Below are 18,705 nucleotides of genomic sequence, written 5' to 3'. Positions count from 1 at the left end.
GACCGGGTTCGCCAGAGCCTGGGCATGGAAGGCCAGGCTCCGGTTCATCGGGACAACTGAGTGATCACGCGATGATCGTTGATGCTGCCGAGGTGTGTCAGGCGGCGGAGATGCCGGCGCTGGCGGCGCGGCGCATGCGACGGCGACGCTCGCTGGCGCGCTCGTCCTCGTTGAGACCGCCCCACGTGCCGTACTTCTCCGGCCGGGACAGCGCGTAGTCTAGGCACTCGTTGCGGACAGGGCACCCGGCGCAGATCGCCTTGGCCTTCCGCTCACGTACGTCACGCTCGGGCTGCCGCTCCCCGTCGGGGCCGAAGAAGAGCACGAGATCCTCACCCCGGCACGCGGCATCATCCTGCCAACCCCAGCTGGGGCGCGGGCGGGCGAGCTGCCGACGTACCTGAGACATGAGAAAACCACCTTCGTGAGAGGTATTTCGGTAATTGAGCCGCATTGGACGCTTTTGGCGTCACTGTTCCAACGCAAGGACGGGCCGTGATGTTCCCTAGTCAGGCGAGGGCGGGCGTGGCGTACCGCACAGGCGTGAGCCTGTCCAGCGAAACCAGCCGGTAGGTGGTGATCGTCTCGGCGCAAGCCGTACCACACGGCGCTGTGAACGCCGATGGCTCAACCACAACCTGGAACCGGACGTCTCCGCAGCGCACGACTGCTTCGGTGACGTCGCCGTCCGACCTGGAGGATTCCACGGCCACTGCGCCGACGGAGCACTCTCCCGTATGGGCTCGGGCAAAATGCTCGACGGCTTGCAATGGCTCAGGGATGCCTGCGCGCCCCCGGAGACGGTCGAGAATGACCTCGCCCGACCGGTACGCGTTAGCCGCTGCCAGTGCAGCAGCCTGAGACATGCTGCCGTAGAAAATTCCGTGTGGCAAGCACACGAGGTTGGCGGCGTAGCGATCGCCGCCAACGTGTGACGTTTCCCACACTCTGTCCGGCAAAGATTCGGCCAGCGACCGAGCGAGGGGTAGTCCAATGCGGGCGCAGCACGCATTGCGCTTGGCGTGCGTGCAGACCAGAAATACCGGCTCGTCTTCAAGTATGCAGGACTCCGGGAGCACTCCGGCCACGAAGGCGTCCAGGTCAAGATCGTCCGGACCTGCGACGACGCCACTGGCCAACCAGGGGCGGTCGCCCGCCGCGTAGGCCAATAGCACACGGATGCCCTGGTCCCGCTGGCGGGTTCGCCTGCCCGGACGCCGGATGAGCTGGGGCCTGATACCGCGTTCGAGCGCTCCGCGCACGAGTTCGGAGATTTCTTCAGGAAGTTGCAAGTTTTCCAGGTGGGACGGCCACGGGCCGGCGTACTCGACGAGCAGCCAGAGCCGGGCTCCCGCGGTGGCGCTGGCCAGGGTGGGCATGGCTCCCGTGTGGCAGCCCGCCGGATGCTCGCATCCCCTCGCCAACGCCTCCCCCTTCCCGAAGAATTAGGTAAGGATAACCTAACGCATCGGCGGGTTTGGGGCCGGGGTCACCCGATCCCGAGCACGTCGCGTGTCGGGGGCAGCGCCCGGTCGCGGTCGGCGGCGACCAGGCCGATCCTGGTCCTGCGGTCCAGCAGGTCGGCCTCGTCGAGCGCCCCCTCGTGCCGGACCGACCAGAGCAGGTCGCCCTTGGTCAGGCCGAGCCCGACCTCCTCGGGGTGGGCCTTGACCAGCTCGTACGCCGCCGCGGCCTCGCTGCCGTACCGCTCGGCCAGCCGGGGCGGCACGCCGTCCGGCTGGGGCCCCGCGCCGACCAGGGGGATCTGCCTCGTCCGGCTCGGTCCGGCGCTGAGGTCTTTGAGGGAGATCGCCCGGTCGACGGCGTCCTCGGCCATGCGCCGGTACGTCGTGAGCTTGCCCCCGACGACCGTGACCACGCCGCCGTCCGACAGGACCGCGTGCCGGCGCGAGAGGTCGGACGTGCGGCCGTCGGCGGCCAGGAGCGGCCTCAGGCCCGCGTACGCGCCCGCGACCGCCTCAGGGGTCACTGGAGTCTCCAGAATGCCGTTCAGCACCTCCAGGAGCGCCGTGACGTCCTCGGCGGGCACCTCGGGGACGTCGGGCACCGGCCCGTCCACCGGCTCGTCGGTCAGCCCGACGTAGACGCGGCCGTCGCCCTGGGGGAGTACGAGCGCGAATCGGTTGCTCTCTCCGGGAATGGGCACGTGCATGCCGGCGATCAGCCCCGGCAGCGTCCCGGCGTCCAGCACCAGGTGGCTGCCCCGGGACGGCCGCAGCCGCACCGCCGGGTCGAGTTGCCCCGCCCACACGCCGGTCGCGTTGACCACCGCCCTGGCCCGGATGGTGAACCGCTCGCCGGTCAGCTCGTCGCGCACCTCGGCGCCCTCGTCCGTGAGCCGCAGGGCGCGGCAGCGGGTCAGGACGCGGGCGCCGTGACCGGCGGCGGTCCTGGCCAGCGCCACGACCAGGCGGGCGTCGTCGAGCAGCCGGCCGTCCCACGACAGCAGGCCGCCGCGCAGGCCGTCGCGGGCCAGGACCGGCGCGAGCGTGTGGGCGCGCGCCGCGCCGAGCCGCGTGGGGCCGGGCAGCAGGCGGCGCGGCGTGCGCGCGGCGGTCCGCAGCCCGTCGCCGAGCCGGTAGCCGGTCATCACCAGGGCGGCCTGGCGCGGGGAGACCGCCGGCGTCAGCGGCAGCAGGTACGGATGGGCCTTGACCAGGTGCGGGGCCGTCGTCCTGAGCAGGATGCCGCGCTCGACCGCGCTCTCGTAGGCCACGTCCACCTGGCCCTTGGCCAGATAGCGCAGCCCGCCGTGGACCATCTTGGAGCTCCACCTCGACGTGCCGAAAGCCAGGTCGTGCGCGTCGATCGCCGCTACGCTCAGCCCGCGGGAGGCGGCGTCGAGGGCCGCGCCGGCTCCCGTCGCGCCGAGCCCCACCACCAGCACGTCCAGCCGCTCGGCGGCGACCACGCCCAGTTCGTACGACCTTCTGCGGGCGTTCAGCGAGCTATCCAAGGTAGGCCTCCAGCAGGGCGGCGAGTTCGGCGTCCAGGTCGTCGAGCGTCACGGGGTCGAGCATCGTGGGGGCCGACAGCAGGAACGACTGGGCGACCAGCAGCACGGCCCGCGCCCTGGCCGGCCCGCCGACGGCCGGCTCCAGCAGGGCCAGCACCGCCTCGTGGCTCGCTCCCCGCCGGTCCAGCAGATAGGGCAGCAGCAGCTCGGGGTCCGCCTCCACGATCTTGCGCCACAGCGGGTGCCCGCGCAGCCCGCGCACGCCCGCCACGATCGCGGGCACCGGATCGGCCAGGTCGAGCCCCGACACGACCGCGACCCACTCCCGCGTCATCAGGTCGGCGACCAGCGAGCGCACGTCCGGCCAGCGGCGGTAGATCGTCATCCGCGACACGCCCGCCCGCCTGGCCACGTCCGTGAGCGTGGTCCTGCGCACGCCGTAGGCCAGCACGCACGCGCGGGCCGCGTCCAGTACACCCTCGTTGTGACGGTTCGACGTCATGTGTCACAGTGTATGCGTGACCGGTGAACCCATGCTGTGGTGTGGCTGGGGCGACCCCGCCAAGGCCCGCGAGCTGCCCGAACAGATCCGCAAGCTGCTGCACGACCTGCTCGGCGTGCGCGCGCCCGACAGTCCGGCCGCCGCCATCGACGAGGTCCGGCTGCCGCCGGTCGCGCTGCCCGAGCCGGTGCTGGCCGCGCTCGCGGCCGTCACCGGGCCCGCCCACGTGCTGACCTCCCACGAGGCCAGGCTGCGGCACACGCGCGGCAAGTCCACGCCCGACCTGCTGCGGATGCGCGCGGGAGACGGCTCCGACGCCCCCGACGCGGTCGTGCTGCCCGGCTCGCACGAGGAGGTGGCGGAGCTGCTGCGGCTGTGCGCGGCCGAGCGGGTCGCGGTCGTGCCGTTCGGCGGCGGCACCTCCGTCGTCGGCGGGCTGGTGGCCGCGCGGGCCGGCTTCACCGGCGTGATCGCGCTCGACCTGGGCAGGCTCGACCGGCTGCGCTCGGTCGACGCCGAGTCGATGGTGGCCGACTTCGAGCCGGGCGTGCGCGCCCCCGAGGCCGAGCGGCTGCTCGCCGAGCACGGCCTCACGCTGGGGCACTTCCCCCAGTCCTTCGAGTACGCCACGCTCGGCGGCTTCGCCGCGGCCCGCTCCAGCGGCCAGGCCTCGGCCGGGTACGGGCGCTTCGACGACATGGTCGTCGGCCTCACCCTGGCCACGCCGTCCGGGACGCTGGAGCTGGGCCGCGCGCCCAAGTCCGCGGCCGGGCCCGACCTGCGCCAGCTCGTCCTGGGCTCGGAGGGGGCCTTCGGCGTCATCACGTCGCTGCGCCTGCGGGTGCGCAGGCGGCCGGCCGAACGCCGCTACGAGGGCTGGCGGTTCGAGTCGTTCGGAGCGGGGACGGCCGCCGTGCGGGCACTCGCCCAGGAAGGCCCGCTTCCCACCGTGCTGCGGCTCTCCGACGAGACCGAGACCATGATCGGCCTGGCCCGGCCGGACGCGATCGGCGGCGGCGGCTCCGGCTGCCTGGTGATCCTCGGCGTCGAGGGCGACTGGATCGGCCACCGGCACGCCGCGGCGGCCGCGGTCCTGGCCCGGCACGGCGGCGAGCCGCTGGGGCCCGAGCCCGGCCAGGCGTGGGAGCACGGCCGCTTCTCCGCGCCCTACCTGCGCGACTCGCTGCTCGGCGCGGGCGCCACCGTGGAGACCCTGGAGACGGCCGGCTTCTGGTCGAACCTGCCGCGCCTGTACGACGCCGTCCGGCTGGCGCTGCTCGGCGCGCTCGGCTCGCCGCTGGTCATGTGCCACGTCTCGCACGTGTACGAGACCGGCGCCTCGCTGTACTTCACCGTCGTGACCCCGCAGCAGGGCGACCCGGTCGAGCAGTGGCAGCGGGCCAAGGAGGCGGTGAACGCGGCGATCGTCGAGGCCGGCGGGACGATCTCGCACCACCACGGGGTGGGCCGCGACCACCGGGACGCCTACGGCGCGGAGCTGGGCCCGCTGGGCGTGGGCGTGCTCCAGGCCGTCAAGGAGCGGCTGGACCCGGCCGGGATCCTCAACCCGGGGGTGCTCGTCCCTCAGTCGCCGCCGGGGATCTGATCGGCCTCCGCCAGCGTCTCGGCGGCGTCGCTGTAACGGTGGAGGGCCTCGTACGCCTCGGCCAGCCGGTAGAGGGAGACCGCGAGGTGGCCGCCGCCGAGCCCGCGGCTGAGCGCCACCGCCTCCTGCGCCATGGGCAGCGCCTCGGTGGCGCGGGAGCGGTCGAGCAGCAGCCTGGCCGTGGTGCGCAGGCAGTGGGTCAGCAGGCCGGTGTGCTCGGCGGGGGAGCGGGCGGCCAGCGCCCGGCTCTGGGCGACGGCTTCCAGCGCCCGGTCGACGCCCCGGCCGCCCCGCCGGGGGAGGGTGAGGGCGTAGGCGAGTAACGCCTGCACGGCCGCCGCGTCGGGGCTGCCCATCCGGGTCGCGTCGTCCGGGCCGTTCCGGTTCATGGCAGCCCACCTCCGCGTCCCAAGGGCTTGCTTGGGGACGTGAGGTTACACCATGCCGCACCATCTGTGTTTCCGGGAGTACGGAGCGTGGAGTGTGCGCGAATGGTGGATGCCGGTAAAGATGTGGTCATGGTGGAAGTCGCGGCCGAGCGCGGGAAGCAGCATTCGTCACGGGTGTCGGAGGCGGGGGCCGGCTGGTCCTGTGCGCAACCGGGGACGTTCGCCCAGCTCAGACCGGACAAGGGCGGATTCACCTGGCTGAATTTAGGCACGCTCTGGTTGTCCAGGAACGAGATCCTGGCGAGCTTGTTCGGCGACCCTTCGGGGGAGGTGCGGAAACGGTGGATCGCGGCTCAGGAAGCCCGCGGGATAGATCCGGAATTTCGCATCAAGCCCGGCGTCGGGGGAAATTTCAATTTCCTCATTCTGGGCGACACCGGCGAGGGCGACGCCTCCCAGTACGCCGTCGTCCCCGGGATGCTGAGGCTCGGGCAGGACACCTCGTTCGCGGTCATCGCCAGCGACGTCATCTACCCGACGGGGTCGGGCAACGAGTACGGGGACAAGTTCTTCCGCCCGTACAAGGACTACGACGCGCCGATCTACGCGATCCCCGGCAACCACGACTGGTACGACGGGCTCGGCGGCTTCATGCGGGTCTTCTGCGACGCCCCGCCGCTCAAGCCGAAGCCGGACCGCGGGCTGCGCGGGCTGCTGTGGCGCAGGCCGGAGACGATCGACGAGGGCAGGCTGGCCGAGGCGCGCAGGCTCCGGGGGCGGCCGGCCCAGCAGGCCGCGCAGCCGGCGCCGTACTGGGCGATCGAGAGCGACAGCCTGCTGATCGTGGGCGTGGACACCGGCATCAAGAACGTGATCGACAAGGCCCAGACGGCCTGGCTGCGCCGCGTCTCGCTCGACCCGCGGCCGAAGATCCTGGTGACCGGGAAGCCCATCTACACCGGCAACGTCCACAAGCCGTCACCGCTGGAGGAAGGCGGCACGATCGATGACATCGTGCGCGACCCGGCCCACCGGTACGTCGCGGCCATCGGCGGAGACGTGCACAACTACCAGCGCTATCCGGTCAAGGTGGGCGACCGGGTGATCCAGTACATCGTGACCGGCGGCGGCGGCGCCTTCATGCACGCCACCCACATCATCGGCAGGGTGGACGTCGCAGGCGTGGCCGAGGACGACTTCAAGTGCTACCCGCTGCGCGGCGACTCGCTGTCCTTCTACAGCCAGCTCTACGCCCGCCGCCTGCGGATGAAGTGGCTCTGCCTCACCCCCGACGAGGCGGTGTGCATCATGTCCAGCCAGATCGGCAACCGCCCGGCCCGGCCGGTCGAGGGCGCGGTCACGGTCACCCGGCGGATGCGCTGGGCGGCGCGGCTGCTCGGGGCCTGGCCGTGGCCGTTCCGGCTGCCGGTGGACAAGGTGTTCCACCGCTTCCTGTCGGAGCTGTCCGACTGGGACCAGCCGCCGTTCTTCAAGCAGTTCCTGCACGCGTCGGTCACCCCCGGCCGGCTGACCCTGCGCTGCTTCGCCGCCACCGGCTGCCTGGAGCAGGAGCTCCGGCCGCCGCTGGAGGACGAGGTGCACATCGATTTGTCGTAGTCGTTTGGCACCCTTATGTGCGTGTATGTCGTGGTAGCGGGGGAGACGGTGCTCCCCGTCGGAGGAACGGCCCGGCGCGCGGCCGATCCGGCGTCCGCGGTGCGGGAGCTGGAGGCCGGGGGCGGGCCGCGGTGGGTCTGGGCCGACACGCGGGAGACGTACCCGCCGCTGCTGGAGCAGGGCGTGCGCGTCGCGCGCTGCCACGACCTCGCGCTCACCGAGGGGCTGCTGCTCGCCCACGAGGGCCGCTACGGCGAGCCGCGCTCGGCGCGGGCCGCCCACGCCCGGCTGCATGGCCTGCCGGTGCCCGACGACCAGCCGAGCGTGCCCGGCACGCTGTTCGCGCCGGAGCCGCTGGGGGCCGAGGCGGTGGCCGAGGTGCTGGCCGACCAGCTCCGCCGGATCGAGGAGCTGCCCGAGCCGGGCCGCTTCCGGCTGCTGGTCGCCGCCGAGTCCGCGGGCGCGCTGGTCGCGGCCGAGATGTCGCACGAGGGCATGCCCTGGCGCCGGGACGTGCACGACGCGCTGCTCACGGACATGCTCGGCCCGCGGCCCGTGCACGGCATGCGCCCGGTCAAGCTCCAGGCGCTGGCCGACGAGGTGGCGGCGGCCTTCGGGCGCCCGGTCAACCCCGACTCGGTGCAGCAGCTGGTCAAGGCGTTCAAGGGCGCGGGGGTGGCGCTGAAGACGACCCGGTCGTGGGAGCTGAAGAAGATCGACCATCCCGCCGTCGCGCCGCTGCTGGCCTACAAGGAGCTGGCCCGGCTCTACAGCTTCCACGGCTGGGTCTGGGCCGACCAGTGGGTGCGCGGCGGGCGCTTCCGCCCCGAGTACGTCGTCGGCGGCGTGGTGTCCGGCCGGTGGGCGACCAGCGGCGGCGGCGCGCTGCAGATCCCCAAGGTGATGCGCCGGGTCGTGGTGGCCGACGAGGGATGGACGCTGGTCGTCGCCGACGCGGCCCAGCTGGAGCCGCGGGTGCTGGCCGCGATGGCCGGCGACGGCGGGCTGGCCAGGGCGGCGGGGGAGATCGACCTGTACTCGGCGCTGGCGCAGTCGTTCGGCGGCGAGCGTGACAACGCCAAGATCGCGATGCTGTCCGCCATGTACGGCGGCACCAGCGGCGACGCCTCCAAGCTGCTGGCCGTCATGCGTCAGCGCTTCCCCAAGGCGTACCAGTTCGTGGAGGACGCGGCCAAGGCCGGGGAGGAGGGCCGGCTGGTGCGGTCGTGGCTCGGGCGGACCAGCCCGCCGCCGTCCGGGCGGTGGAAGGAACTGGTGTCCGGCCCGGAGGGCGGCCGGGCGGCCCGCGACCGGGGCAGGTTCACCAGGAACTTCGTGGTGCAGGGCACGGCCGCCGAATGGGCGCTGGCGTTGCTGGCGGTGCTGCGCGGGCTGCTGCCCGAGCCCGCCAGGCTGGTGTTCTTCCAGCACGACGAGGTCATGGTGCACTGCCCGCTGGAGCAGGCGCAGGAGGTCGGCGCGGCGGTGACGGCGGCGGCGGCCGAGGCGAGCAGGCTGCTGTTCGGCTCGACCCCCGTGCGCTTCCCGATGGAGACGGTCGCCGTGGGGTGCTACGCCGACGCGAAGTGAGCGTTCAGGCCGCGACGGCGCGGTCTCGGTACCGGGCCGAGACCAGCCAGAGCCCGGCCAGGGTGACCATGACGCCGACGACCAGGCCGAGCACGCCGTAGGACAGGATGCCGACGATGGCGCCCGCGATGATCGTCCCGGTGGCGCCGCAGACGTTCATCAGCAGGTCCGACAGGCCCTGCACGGCGGGCCGGCGGTCGATCGGCACCGACTCGGTGACCAGCGCCGACCCGGCGACCAGCCCGCACGACCAGCCGAGCCCGAGCACGACCAGGGCCGTCGTCACCTGCCACACCCGGTGCCCCGCCGTGCCCGCCAGGACGGCGGCGGCCAGCAGCAGCGCCGAGCCGAGCACCAGCACCGGCACCTTGCCCGCCCGGTCGGCCAGCCAGCCCACGACCGGCGAGAACATGTACATGCCGGCGATGTGCAGGCTGATCACCAGGCCGATGACGTTCAGGTTCGAGCCGTCGTGGTGGAGCTTGACGGGGGTCATCGACATGATCGAGACCATCGCGGTGTGGGCCACCGCGATCATGACGAGCGCGCGGCGGGCCATGGGGGTCTCGCGCAGCGTGCGCAGGCCCGTCCTGATCGTGCGCTGGCGGCCGGGGCCGGGCTCGGGGGCGCCGTCCAGCTCGCGGGCCAGCTTGAGCGGGTCCGGGCGCAGGCCGCCGATGATGATCACCAGCGCCACGGCGAACGCCAGCGCGGCGAACGCGAACGGCCCCGCCTTGGCCGCCAGCCCGGCCCCGATCCCCATCCGGTCGGCGGGCTCGGCCAGGTTGGGCCCGGCGACCGAGCCGACGGTCGAGGCCCACACCACCAGCGACAGGTGCCGGGCCGAGTGGCCCTGGGGCGACAGGTCGGTGGCCGAGTAGCGGGCCGCCAGGCTGCCCGCGCTGCCGCCGCCGACCAGCACCAGCCCGGCCAGCAGCAGCGGCCAGTTGCCCAGGCTGATCGCGGCCACCGAGATCGCGCAGCCCGCCAGCGCGGCCAGGTAGGCCAGCGACAGGCCCGCCCGGCGGCCTCCCAGGCTCGACAGCCGCGCGGTCGGCAGCGCGAGCAGCGCCGCCCCGAGCACGGTCGCGGTCCCGGCGAACCCGCTGATCACGGTCGAGCCGGACAGCTCGTCCACGACCACCGAGCTGAGCGCCAGCCCGACGGCCACCCCCACGCCGCCCACGATCTGCGCGGCGGACAGGACGAGCAAGGTTCGACGCTGGACGCTGACGAGGTCAGGCAGGGAGACGGGGGTTTTCGTGGGGGCGCTGGTCACCTGTGAAGTCTCGCATAGCCCCCGACATCCCCCCAAAGAGGACAGGCATCCATTTCTATTGGGAAAGGTGCCTTTTTTAGAGGATGGTGACGGAATCCCCCACGGTGATCGTGCCGGGGGCGTCCGGGATCAGGTTGATGCCGAACCAGACCTTGCCGTCCCACTTGCGGTGGCGGGACAGCGTCCTGATGGGCTCCTTGCCCTTGGTGTAGGTCGCGGTGTCGATCGTGGTCAGCACGCAGCGGTCGCAGCCCTTGGTCACCCGGAAGGCGACCCCGCCGATGCGCAGCCGCTTCCACTCGTCCTCGGCGAACGGCCGCTCCACCCCGCCGATCACCACGCTGGGCCGGAAGCGGTGCATGGGCAGCGGCGCGGGGACCTCCTCGCCGCGTTCGGCCGCCGTCTCGGCGATCCAGTCGTTGAGCCGGCCGAGTGAGGCGGTCGTGGTCAGCAGCAGCGGGTAGCCGTCGGCCAGGCTCACCCGGTCGCCGGGCAGGCCGTACTCGGGGTTGACCGGACGGCGGGTCGGGTCGTCGAGCCAGGCCAGCCGCGCCGGGCGGCCGATCAGCTCCGACAGCCAGCGTGCCGCGTCGTCGCCGCAGTCGGTGAGCTCGACCGGCGTGCGCCAGACGTCCACGACGGTCCTGGTGGTGGTGGGGGTGACCCGCAGCGGGGGCGCGTGCGGGCCGGTCAGCGTGAGGACGTCGCCGTCGAGCTGCGCCACGCAGCTCAGCAGCAAGGGGTGCTCGCGGGCGGTCAGCTGGCCGCCCTGGCCGTCGGTCACCAGGTAACGCCGGTCGCCGGCCAGCCCCCACGGCTGCACCTCGGCCTCATGGACGTCATGCCCGGCGGTGGACTTGACGGGATAGAAGTGGATGCTCGCCAGTTCCATGGCCAGGACCGTACCTCACGCCCTCGGGACGGCTTCGGCCCGGTGGGCCGTGGCGACCGGCTCCCGCCCCGGACGGGCGGACAGGGCCACCACGCCCAGGGCCGCCACGCCGAGCACGGCGCCGATCCAGCCGACGGACGGGTATCCGGCGCCCGCCCCGATGGCCAGCCCGCCGAGCCACGGGCCGACGGTGATGCCGACGTTGAAGGCGCAGACGTTCATCGCGGCGGCCATCGTGGGGGCGTCCTTGGCCAGGGTGAAGACGCGGGTGTTCAGCGTCGGGTTGGTGGCGAAGCCGAACCCGCCGAGCAGCAGGACCAGCGGCACGGCCAGCACCGCGACCGGCGCGGCGAGCGCCAGCAGGACCGAGGTCACGACCAGCCCGGCGATGCCCGCGTACAGGGTCGGGAAGGGGCGCGCGTCGGCGGTGCGCCCGCCGATCGTGATGCCGATCACCGCGCCGACCCCGTACAGCGCCAGGACGGCGGGCACCCAGGCGGCCCGCATGCCGGTCGTGTCCACGAGCATCGCGCTCAGGTAGCTGAAGGAGACCAGCAGGGCGCCGGTCGCCACGGCGGTGGTGGTGAAGGCGAGCCACAGGCGCGGGCTCAGCATCGAGCGGAGCTGCTCGGCGACGCCCGGCGCGGCCTCCCGCTCGGGCCGGCCGCCGGGGATCGTGGCCAGCACGCCCACGGCCGCCAGCGCCGACAGCGCGGCCACGGCCCAGAACGCGGCGCGCCAGCCGAGGTGCTGGCCGATGACCGTGCCGAGGGACAGCCCGACGACGGTGGCCACGGTCAGCCCGCCCGCCACGATGCTCATCGCCTTCCCCCTGGCGTTCGGCGGCACCAGGCCCACCGCCGTGGACGCCGCGACCGCCCAGAACCCGGCGTAGACGAAGGCGCCCGCCACGCGGGTGGCGAACAGCAGGCCGTAGCTGGTGGTCAGGGCCCCGGCGACGTGGGTCAGCGCGAAGACCGCCATGAACGTCAGCAGCGCGGTCCGGCGCGGCCAGCGCATCGTCACGACGGCCAGGACCGGCGCTCCTGCCAGCATCCCGATCGCGAACGCCGAGATCAGCAGCCCCGCGTCGGGGACGGACACGCCCAGGTCGGCGGCCATCTCCGGCAGCAGTCCGGCCAGCATGAGCTCCGAGGTGCCCTGGGCGAAGATCGCCAGCCCCAGGATGAACACCGCCAATGGCATGAGAACTCCTCCAGTTTTAGAACGCTCAGTACAAAATTCGGACACGAAAAGGGGGCCGGGAAGGGTCAGAAAGCGGTCAGCGCCGTCGTCGCGATGGATTCGAGCACCGCCCGGCCCGCCCCGCCCCGGGCCGCGACGCGCAGGCCGCTGACCGTGGCCACGACGAAGTGCGCGAGCGCCAGGGCGTCCTTGTCCGCGCCGATCTCGCCGAGGGCCTGCCCGCGCTCGATCGCGCCCCGCAGCGCCTCCACCCGCCGCTCGCCGTCGCGGCGCAGCAGGACGGCGATCTCCGCATCGTGCGGAGCCAGCTCCACCAGGGCGTTGACCACCAGGCAGCCGGCCGGGTCGCCGGCCTCGGGGTCGACCGCCTGCCACAGCACGGTCCGGATCTTCTCCATGGCGGGCAGGCCGGAGGCCATGAGCTCGATCAGCGCGGACGTGCGCTCCTCCTGGTAGCGGCGCAGGGCCCGCTCGTAGAGGTCGCGCTTGCTCGCGAAGGTGTTGTAGATGCTGCTGCGGCCGAGGCCGGTGGCCTGGCACAGGTCCTGGGTCGAGGTGCCTTCGTAACCCGCGTCCCAGAACGCGCGCATGGCGGCCTCGACGGCGCGGTCCTCCTCGAACGTCCGTGGTCGTGCCATGACGAGCACGCTAGCACGTTTTGGAATGATCAGTGCAATATAGGTCAGGTGGTCTGGCGGAAGGTGTCCAGGAACGTCTTGCGGGCCCCGGCCTGGTCGTCCCACTTCAGCTCGGGCATGTCGAACGAGATCGTGAAGGCGGTCTTGTCGTCGAGCGTGACGTACCGGGTCAGGGCGTGCATCGGGACGCCGTCCTTGGAGGTGTAGGTGTACTCCCAGTCGGCGGCCTTCCAGCCCCGGTAGTCGGTGGCCTGGAGCTGCACCTGGATGTAGCCCTCCACGCCGCCGTCGGCCTCGCGCCGGCTCAGCTCGGCCAGGGCGTCGGCCTGCGGGGCGGCCTGCTCGACGACGATCCGGGTGCCGGAGTCCTTGGGGCCGGTGAAGGTGGCCGCGTCGCCCGAGGCGGCCAGCTTCCAGCCGTCCGGGACCGCCGCCGCGAAGCCGGGCGGGGTGTGCTCCTTGTAGCCGTCGGGCACCGGCGACGGCCCGCTCTTCCGCGGCGCCTGGCTGGTGGCGGCGGCCGACTGCGTGCCGGGCGAGACCTGCGGCGCGCCGCCGGACAGGATGACCACGATCGCGCCGATCACCACGGCCACGCCCGCGACCGCGCCGGCGATCAGCAACGGCGTGGGCCGGCCTCCGCGCATCCAGGGCCCGTCGCCCTCCTGGACCCTGCGGCGGCTCGTGCCCGCCCGCGAGGGGCCGTTGCGCGAGGGGCCGCCGCGCGGGGAACCGGTCCGGGTGGAGCCGGTGCGCGAGGAGCCGGCCCGGGTGGAGCCGGTGCCGGACGGGCCGGTGCGCGCCCCGGCGCCGGAGCCGGGCAGGGTCGCCAGACGGCTGTGGCTGATGTCGTGCGACAGGTCGCGCGAGTGCTCGCGCAGCTCGTCGGCCGAGGCCAGCGGCCACGGGGCCGGGACGGCGGCCGCCCTGCTGTCCGTGGTCAGCGGCAGGATCGGCTGCGGCGCGGGCGGGACGGGCGCGCCGAGGTCGTCGAGGTCGTCGAGGTCCGCGGCGGGCGGTTCCATCCGGTGCGGGCCGGACGGGCCGCCGAAGGCGTCGAAGCCGTCGGCCGGGGACGGGAGCCGCTCGGTGCGATGGCTGCCCGACGGGCTCGACAGGCCGTCGTAGGGCGGCATCGCGTACCCGCCGGCCGGGCCGGCCAGCGGGTCGTACGGCACCCGCACCGGCCCGGAGGGGGTCTCCACGATGCGCGACGGCATCGGCCCGGACGGGTGCTCCAGCGGCGGCAGCATCCCCAGCGGCGTCGGCTCCGACTCGGCCGGCAGCGTCTCGGGCGGGCGCGGACGGGCCGAGCCGTGCGCGCGCAGCACCGCTTCCAGCAGGTCGGCGACCTGCTCCGCGGTGAGCCGCTCGGCCGGGTTCTTGCGCAGCAGGCCCTCGATCACCGGCAGCAGCGCCCCGGCCCGCTGCGGCCTGATCGGCTCCTGGGTGAGCACCGCGCCCAGCACCGCGATCGCGTCCGGCCCCTCGTACGGCGGCCGCCCCTCCACGGCCGCGTACAGGGTCGCGCCGAAGGACCACAGGTCGGCCGCCTGCCCGATCGGCTGCCCGGACAGCCGCTCCGGCGGCACGTACGCGGGCGAGCCCATGAGCAGCCCGGTCTGCGTGATCGTCACGTCGCCCTCGATGGCGGCGATGCCGAAGTCGGTCAGCACCACGCGGTCGGAGGTCAGCAGCACGTTGCCCGGCTTGATGTCGCGGTGCAGGATGCCGGCGGCGTGCGCGTGCCGGAGCGCGTCGAGCACGCGGATGCCGATCTCGGCGGCCTGGATCACCGGCAGCGGGCCGCTCTGCCGCACGGCCTGCTCCAGCGACCAGGCGCGGACCAGCTCCATCACGATCCACGGCCGGCCGTCCTCCTCGACGACGTCGTGGACGGTGACGATGCCCGGATGCGTCAGCCGGGCCGCCGACCTGGCCTCGCGCAGCATGCGCCGGTGGGCCATCTGCTTGCCCGCCTGATCCAGCCCGTACGGCAGGATCAGCTCCTTGACCGCGACGTCCCGGTCGAGCAGCACGTCGTGGGCGTGCCACACCATCCCCATGCCGCCCCTGCCGACCGGCGACATCAGCCGGTAACGCCTGCCGACCAGACGCCCCTGGCTCTGCGGGTCACCCCCCGGCGCACCCTGGTCCGGGCCGGGCCCGCCGAGCAAGCGGTCGGCTGCCATCTTGCCGCCCCCATTCAGCCTCATCCGTCACATCAGAGCGTGACCACTTCGTGCGGTGGATCGCCGTACGCGTCACCGTGCGCCATGCGCTACTTGCACATTATGAGGTTCGCCACGATATCGGCGGAAAATCGGTAATGGAAGGCGAAGAGCCTTTACAGCCGCTCTGACCTGCAGATATACGGCTTTTCAAACTGATCACTTACTCAGCGGCGAGTGCGATCAAGGCGCTGGTGAACGCCTGCGCGGGCGGCTCCACCAGGCCCGCGCCGACCTGACCGGTGCCCGCCACGCGCCCCGCGATGCCGGTGTTGACGACCGGCAGAATGCCCGTCCTGGCGACGAGCGTCACGTCGATGCCGACGGGCGTGCCGCGGAATCCGAGCCCGGGAATCTGGTACGCGGGATGCTCGGCGAGCGTGATCTCGTACATCGAGCGGGTGGCCCGGACCGCGTCGGCCACCTCGCCGCCGACGAAGCGCACGATCGCGGGCGCGGCGGCCATCGCGAAGCCGCCAAGCCCGGAGGTCTCGGTGATCGTGGAGTCGCCGATGTCGGGGTTGGCGTCCTTGGGGCCGTACGCGCCGAGGTAGAGGCCGTCCGGCACCCCGGCGGGGCCGGTGAACCAGCGTCCGCCGAGCCCGGAGACCTGCACGCCGAAGTCGGTGCCGTTCCTGGCCATGGCCACGACCAGCGAGGAGCCGGGGACGTCGCGGGCGGCGTCCGCGCTCACCTTGCCCGCGGCCATGCCCGCGTTGAGGAAGAAGTGGTCGTTGCCGTTGACGAAGCGCAGCACCTGCGCCGCCTGCGCGGGCGCGGCCTCCACGAGGGCCGGGGCCAGCTCGCGCAGCAGCAGCGAGGTGGCCGCGCGGTTGCGGTTGTGCAGCTCGTCGCCCATCTGCAGGGCCTGCGCGATCAGCGAGCGCAGGTCGATCGGGCCGGTACGGGCCAGCGTCGCGGCGAGGACCGGGCCGAGCACCTCCTCCATCCAGCGCAGCCGGTCGAGCACCTCGGGGCCGTACGCGCCGTACCTGAGCACCTTGCCCAGGCCCTCGTTGAGCGAGCAGTAGGCGGTGCCGCCGTGCTCCTCGTCGCGTACCTCGAGCAGCCACATCGACGGGCTCACCACGCCCGCCATCGGGCCCACCGTGGCGTGCTCGTGGCAGGGCCGCAGCGCGACCGCGCCCGCGGCCAGCCGGGCCTCGGCCTCCCGCTCGTCGCCCGCCCGGCCCTCCAGCAGCATCGCGCCGATCAGCGCGCCGCGCATCGGGCCCGAGGCGCGCTCCCACTCGATCGGCGGCCCGGCGTGCAGGAACGTCCCCGCGGGCAGCACCTCGGCGGCCCGCCGCAGGCCCACCAGGTACGGCCGCGCGCCGGTCAGCCTGCGCACGGCCAGCTCGTTGGCGGCCGTCCTGCGCGGGTCGGCCAGCACCTTGGCCAGGGCGCCGGCGGTGCCGGGCAGCGGCGGACGCCAGGCCACCGGCGTCGTCGGCACGGCCTGGGCCGCCAGCGCCTCGTCGAGCAGCCCCGCGCCGACGGTGATCACCCGCGGTGGCCCCGACAACAGGCTCGACGCCGGGGCGGGCGGGGTCACAGGAGGCTCCGGGCGTGGCGGGCGGCCTCGGCGTTGGAGACGAACACGGCCGCCCCGGCCCCGCGCAGCGCCGCCGCCTGCCGGTGCAGGTCCTGGGGGTCGCCCGCGCTGCCGACCAGCGCCACCACGACGGTGGCCGGCGTACGGGCGAGCGCCGGCGCGAGCCAGGCCGCCGGGTCGGGGTCGGCGGCGTGGCCGAGCACGACGTCCATGAGCACCACCTCGTCGGCCCGGACCCGTGACAGGGCCTCGAGGCGCAGTGTCGGATCGATCATCGGATGCGCCCTGCCCCTGGTGTAGGCGTCGTCCCCGAAGTCGGTGAACTCGCCGGGCCCGGCCAGGGCGGCGGCCTCCGCGCAGAGCGTGCCGCCCGCGTACAGGCCCCTGACGCTCCGCGGCTCCCCGCGCAGCGCGCCCGGCCACGACGGCCATCCGGGCACGCCGCGGCCCAGCGCCCGCAGCGCCCGCCCGGCCGCCTCGGTGAGGTCGGTCTCCGGCAGCACCGCCTCCACCACCGGCGTGCGCAGCCCGGCGGCCACCTCCCGGACGGCCTCCGCCACGCCCGGGCCGGGCGGCTTGCCGACCAGCACGATCAGCTCGGTGGCCGGGTCGTCGTCGAGCAGCCGCAGGGCGCGCGCCGTGGCCAGCCCGCCGACCTCGGCCGACAGGTCCCTGCCGCCCACGCCGAGGATGTGGCTGACCCCGGCCTCGGCCCAGTCGAGCAGGCAGGACACCTGCTGGGCGCCCGTGCCGGAGGCGGCGACCAGGCCGACCGGCCCCGGCCGCAGCACGTTGGCGAAGCCGAGCCCGACGCCGGCGATCGAGGCGGTGCCGCAGTCGGGCCCCATGACCAGGACGCCGCGCTCCTCGGCCAGCTCCTTGAGCCACCGCTCCTGGGCCAGGGGCACGCCGTCGCTGAAGATCATCACCGGCAGCCCGGCCTCGACGGCGTCGTACGCCTCGCAGAAGGCGTGCTCGCCGGGCACGGACACCAGGACCAGGTCGGCCGGCGTCCTGGCGGCCGAGCGGGTGGTGAGCGGCGGCTGCTCGCCGGACCCCGCGGCCGCGGCGGTGGCGGCCCGCGCGGTCAGACGGGCGTCCAGCTCCTCGACGGCCCGCGCGGGGTCGGCGCCGCGCAGGGCGATGACCAGGTCGCCGGGGCCCGCGGGCGGGGGCTCGAAGCCGAGGTCGCGGACGATGGCGAGGTTGAGCTCGGTGGCCATGGCCACCATCGCCACCTCCACGCCCGGCATTTCGGTCAGCGCCCGACTTATTCGCATCAAGGTGACGGAGTCGTGGTACGTCCCTTTTCTGAGCTGGATCAGGTCGTCGCTCACGGGCGCCCGCTCAACGCCCGGACCGAGGCCAGCCCGATCGAGATGCCCTGGGCGAGGTCGGCGCCCGAGGTGTGGCCGAGCCGGTGCAGGCGCCGCAGCGCCGGTTCGAGCGCCTGCCGGCCGGCGATGCCGCGCAGCACGCCGGTCACCTCCGGGCTGGCCTCGCCCCTGGCCGCGCAGTGCAGCAACGTCGCCGAGATCGGCGTCGTACGGGTGCGCGCGTCGTAGGTGACGGTCGCCGCCAGCCAGTCGGCCAGCCAGACCGCCCGCCGCGTGCCGGTCGCCGTGCCGAGGTGTCTCAACGTCACCAGCAGTCCGGCCAGCACGTCGTCGCCGCTCGGCGTGAGCCCGGGGCCGAGTCCCACGAGCCGTTCCGCCGCCGTCACCGCGCCCAGCAGCCGGGCCTGCGCGCAACTGCGCGCCAGCAGCTCGACCGCGTCGTTCCCGGCCAGGCCGGGCCGTCCGGGGCCGTCCAGGACGACGCCGGCCAGGCTCAGCGGGTCGACCGGGCCCAGCGCCGGAGCCGGGTCCCACCAGCGGCGCACGCCGAGGCTCAGCGAGCCCAGCTCGATGCCGCGGTCGCCGACGGAGGCGTCGTCACCCACGGTGACCTGCGGCAGCGGCGTGGCCAGCAGCACCGAGTTGGGCAGCCGGGCCGCCTCGCCGGTGATGAGGGCGATCACCGAAGGCTCGCACTCGGTCCTGACCTCCAGATATATCCCCGCCGAGAACGCCGCGAGCACCCGGGCGGGGCTGCGCGGGGCCTCCAGCACGGGACGCACGGCGGTGCTCGCCGCGCCCGTCACGCGGACCCGGGTACGCCGCGCATGAGTACTGACGGTCACCGAACCTCCCATCGGACCCTGGTCCTGACCGTAGAACGGCC

General features: G+C 73.8%; 16 protein-coding genes. 3 read left to right on the top strand and 13 right to left on the bottom strand.

Annotation, left to right across the window (positions count from 1 at the left end; genetic code table 11):
• Positions 1-97: 97 nt before the first annotated feature.
• The 4 genes from ACIBQ8_RS11000 to ACIBQ8_RS10985 all read right to left on the bottom strand — a co-directional run bounded on the left by ACIBQ8_RS11000 (position 98) and on the right by ACIBQ8_RS10985 (position 3,479).
• Complete coding sequence (locus ACIBQ8_RS11000; RefSeq protein WP_125634885.1) at positions 98-409, bottom strand: WhiB family transcriptional regulator; 312 nt, start codon at positions 407-409, stop codon at positions 98-100.
• 100 nt (positions 410-509) lie between these two features.
• Positions 510-1,379, bottom strand: coding sequence for a sucrase ferredoxin (locus ACIBQ8_RS10995; protein WP_397191823.1), 870 nt, complete (start codon positions 1,377-1,379; stop codon positions 510-512).
• Positions 1,380-1,489: 110 nt separating this feature from the next.
• Positions 1,490-2,977: a glycerol-3-phosphate dehydrogenase/oxidase gene (locus ACIBQ8_RS10990; RefSeq protein WP_397191822.1), complete on the bottom strand. Its 1,488-nt coding sequence runs from the start codon at positions 2,975-2,977 to the stop codon at positions 1,490-1,492.
• Complete coding sequence (locus ACIBQ8_RS10985; RefSeq protein WP_397176278.1) at positions 2,970-3,479, bottom strand: TetR/AcrR family transcriptional regulator; 510 nt, start codon at positions 3,477-3,479, stop codon at positions 2,970-2,972. The genes ACIBQ8_RS10990 and ACIBQ8_RS10985 overlap by 8 nt, the downstream gene beginning before the upstream one ends.
• 31 nt (positions 3,480-3,510) lie before the next feature.
• Between ACIBQ8_RS10985 and ACIBQ8_RS10980 the strand changes: the two genes are divergently transcribed.
• A complete protein-coding gene (locus ACIBQ8_RS10980; protein WP_397176602.1) occupies positions 3,511-5,085 on the top strand; it encodes an FAD-binding oxidoreductase in 1,575 nt (524 codons plus the stop codon).
• Here the strand turns inward: ACIBQ8_RS10980 and ACIBQ8_RS10975 are convergent.
• Positions 5,064-5,474, bottom strand: coding sequence for a tetratricopeptide repeat protein (locus ACIBQ8_RS10975; protein WP_397191821.1), 411 nt, complete (start codon positions 5,472-5,474; stop codon positions 5,064-5,066). The genes ACIBQ8_RS10980 and ACIBQ8_RS10975 overlap by 22 nt on opposite strands.
• A gap of 129 nt (positions 5,475-5,603) precedes the next feature.
• On the opposite strand from ACIBQ8_RS10975, the gene ACIBQ8_RS10970 reads away from it, so the two are divergent.
• Both ACIBQ8_RS10970 and ACIBQ8_RS10965 read left to right on the top strand, forming a co-directional pair.
• Positions 5,604-7,091 (top strand): metallophosphoesterase family protein, encoded by a 1,488-nt coding sequence (locus ACIBQ8_RS10970; protein WP_397176274.1) that lies wholly within the window; start codon positions 5,604-5,606, stop codon positions 7,089-7,091.
• A gap of 15 nt (positions 7,092-7,106) precedes the next feature.
• Complete coding sequence (locus tag ACIBQ8_RS10965) at positions 7,107-8,681, top strand: bifunctional 3'-5' exonuclease/DNA polymerase (RefSeq protein ID WP_397191820.1); 1,575 nt, start codon at positions 7,107-7,109, stop codon at positions 8,679-8,681.
• Positions 8,682-8,685: 4 nt separating this feature from the next.
• Here the strand turns inward: ACIBQ8_RS10965 and ACIBQ8_RS10960 are convergent, their stop codons facing one another.
• The 8 genes from ACIBQ8_RS10960 to ACIBQ8_RS10925 form a co-directional block, all read right to left on the bottom strand.
• Positions 8,686-9,894 (bottom strand): MFS transporter, encoded by a 1,209-nt coding sequence (locus ACIBQ8_RS10960; RefSeq protein WP_397176271.1) that lies wholly within the window; start codon positions 9,892-9,894, stop codon positions 8,686-8,688.
• Positions 9,895-10,036: 142 nt separating this feature from the next.
• The gene (locus ACIBQ8_RS10955; protein ID WP_397191819.1) at positions 10,037-10,852 is read right to left on the bottom strand and encodes an MOSC domain-containing protein; all 816 of its coding nucleotides are present in this window, start codon (positions 10,850-10,852) and stop codon (positions 10,037-10,039) included.
• 15 nt (positions 10,853-10,867) lie between these two features.
• Positions 10,868-12,058, bottom strand: a complete 1,191-nt coding sequence (locus tag ACIBQ8_RS10950; protein ID WP_397191818.1) for a Cmx/CmrA family chloramphenicol efflux MFS transporter — start codon at positions 12,056-12,058, stop codon at positions 10,868-10,870.
• 65 nt (positions 12,059-12,123) lie between these two features.
• On the bottom strand, positions 12,124-12,696 hold the full coding sequence (locus ACIBQ8_RS10945) for a TetR/AcrR family transcriptional regulator (protein ID WP_397191817.1): 573 nt from the start codon (positions 12,694-12,696) through the stop codon (positions 12,124-12,126).
• 44 nt (positions 12,697-12,740) lie between these two features.
• The gene (locus tag ACIBQ8_RS10940) at positions 12,741-14,888 is read right to left on the bottom strand and encodes a protein kinase (protein WP_397191816.1); all 2,148 of its coding nucleotides are present in this window, start codon (positions 14,886-14,888) and stop codon (positions 12,741-12,743) included.
• 202 nt (positions 14,889-15,090) lie between these two features.
• Positions 15,091-16,482 carry a DUF1116 domain-containing protein gene (locus tag ACIBQ8_RS10935; RefSeq protein WP_397191815.1) on the bottom strand — a complete coding sequence of 464 codons (1,392 nt, stop codon included), beginning with the start codon at positions 16,480-16,482 and terminating at the stop codon, positions 15,091-15,093.
• A complete protein-coding gene (locus ACIBQ8_RS10930) occupies positions 16,479-17,819 on the bottom strand; it encodes an FdrA family protein (protein WP_397191814.1) in 1,341 nt (446 codons plus the stop codon). The genes ACIBQ8_RS10935 and ACIBQ8_RS10930 overlap by 4 nt, the downstream gene beginning before the upstream one ends.
• On the bottom strand, positions 17,816-18,664 hold the full coding sequence (locus ACIBQ8_RS10925; protein WP_397191813.1) for a DUF2877 domain-containing protein: 849 nt from the start codon (positions 18,662-18,664) through the stop codon (positions 17,816-17,818). Before ACIBQ8_RS10925 ends, ACIBQ8_RS10930 begins: the two co-directional genes overlap by 4 nt.
• Positions 18,665-18,705 lie beyond the last annotated feature (41 nt).

It is taken from the genome of Nonomuraea sp. NPDC049646 (assembly GCF_044465525.1).
Lineage (GTDB): Bacteria > Actinomycetota > Actinomycetes > Streptosporangiales > Streptosporangiaceae > Nonomuraea.
Note: the sequence above shows the minus strand (reverse complement) of the source record. Positions and strands in the feature narration are given on the sequence as shown.

What these genes read in the sequence shown, in the direction of transcription:
- ACIBQ8_RS10995 (WP_397191823.1), bottom strand. Translation starts at nt 1,379, where the DNA reads ATGCCCACCCTGGCCAGCGCCACCGCGGGAGCCCGGCTCTGGCTGCTC.
- ACIBQ8_RS10955 (WP_397191819.1), bottom strand. Translation starts at nt 10,852, where the DNA reads ATGGAACTGGCGAGCATCCACTTCTATCCCGTCAAGTCCACCGCCGGG.
- ACIBQ8_RS10965 (WP_397191820.1), top strand. Translation starts at nt 7,107, where the DNA reads ATGTGCGTGTATGTCGTGGTAGCGGGGGAGACGGTGCTCCCCGTCGGA.
- ACIBQ8_RS10950 (WP_397191818.1), bottom strand. Translation starts at nt 12,058, where the DNA reads ATGCCATTGGCGGTGTTCATCCTGGGGCTGGCGATCTTCGCCCAGGGC.
- ACIBQ8_RS10940 (WP_397191816.1), bottom strand. Translation starts at nt 14,888, where the DNA reads ATGGCAGCCGACCGCTTGCTCGGCGGGCCCGGCCCGGACCAGGGTGCG.
- ACIBQ8_RS10970 (WP_397176274.1), top strand. Translation starts at nt 5,604, where the DNA reads ATGGTGGAAGTCGCGGCCGAGCGCGGGAAGCAGCATTCGTCACGGGTG.
- ACIBQ8_RS10975 (WP_397191821.1), bottom strand. Translation starts at nt 5,474, where the DNA reads ATGAACCGGAACGGCCCGGACGACGCGACCCGGATGGGCAGCCCCGAC.
- ACIBQ8_RS10985 (WP_397176278.1), bottom strand. Translation starts at nt 3,479, where the DNA reads ATGACGTCGAACCGTCACAACGAGGGTGTACTGGACGCGGCCCGCGCG.
- ACIBQ8_RS11000 (WP_125634885.1), bottom strand. Translation starts at nt 409, where the DNA reads ATGTCTCAGGTACGTCGGCAGCTCGCCCGCCCGCGCCCCAGCTGGGGT.
- ACIBQ8_RS10945 (WP_397191817.1), bottom strand. Translation starts at nt 12,696, where the DNA reads ATGGCACGACCACGGACGTTCGAGGAGGACCGCGCCGTCGAGGCCGCC.
- ACIBQ8_RS10980 (WP_397176602.1), top strand. Translation starts at nt 3,511, where the DNA reads ATGCTGTGGTGTGGCTGGGGCGACCCCGCCAAGGCCCGCGAGCTGCCC.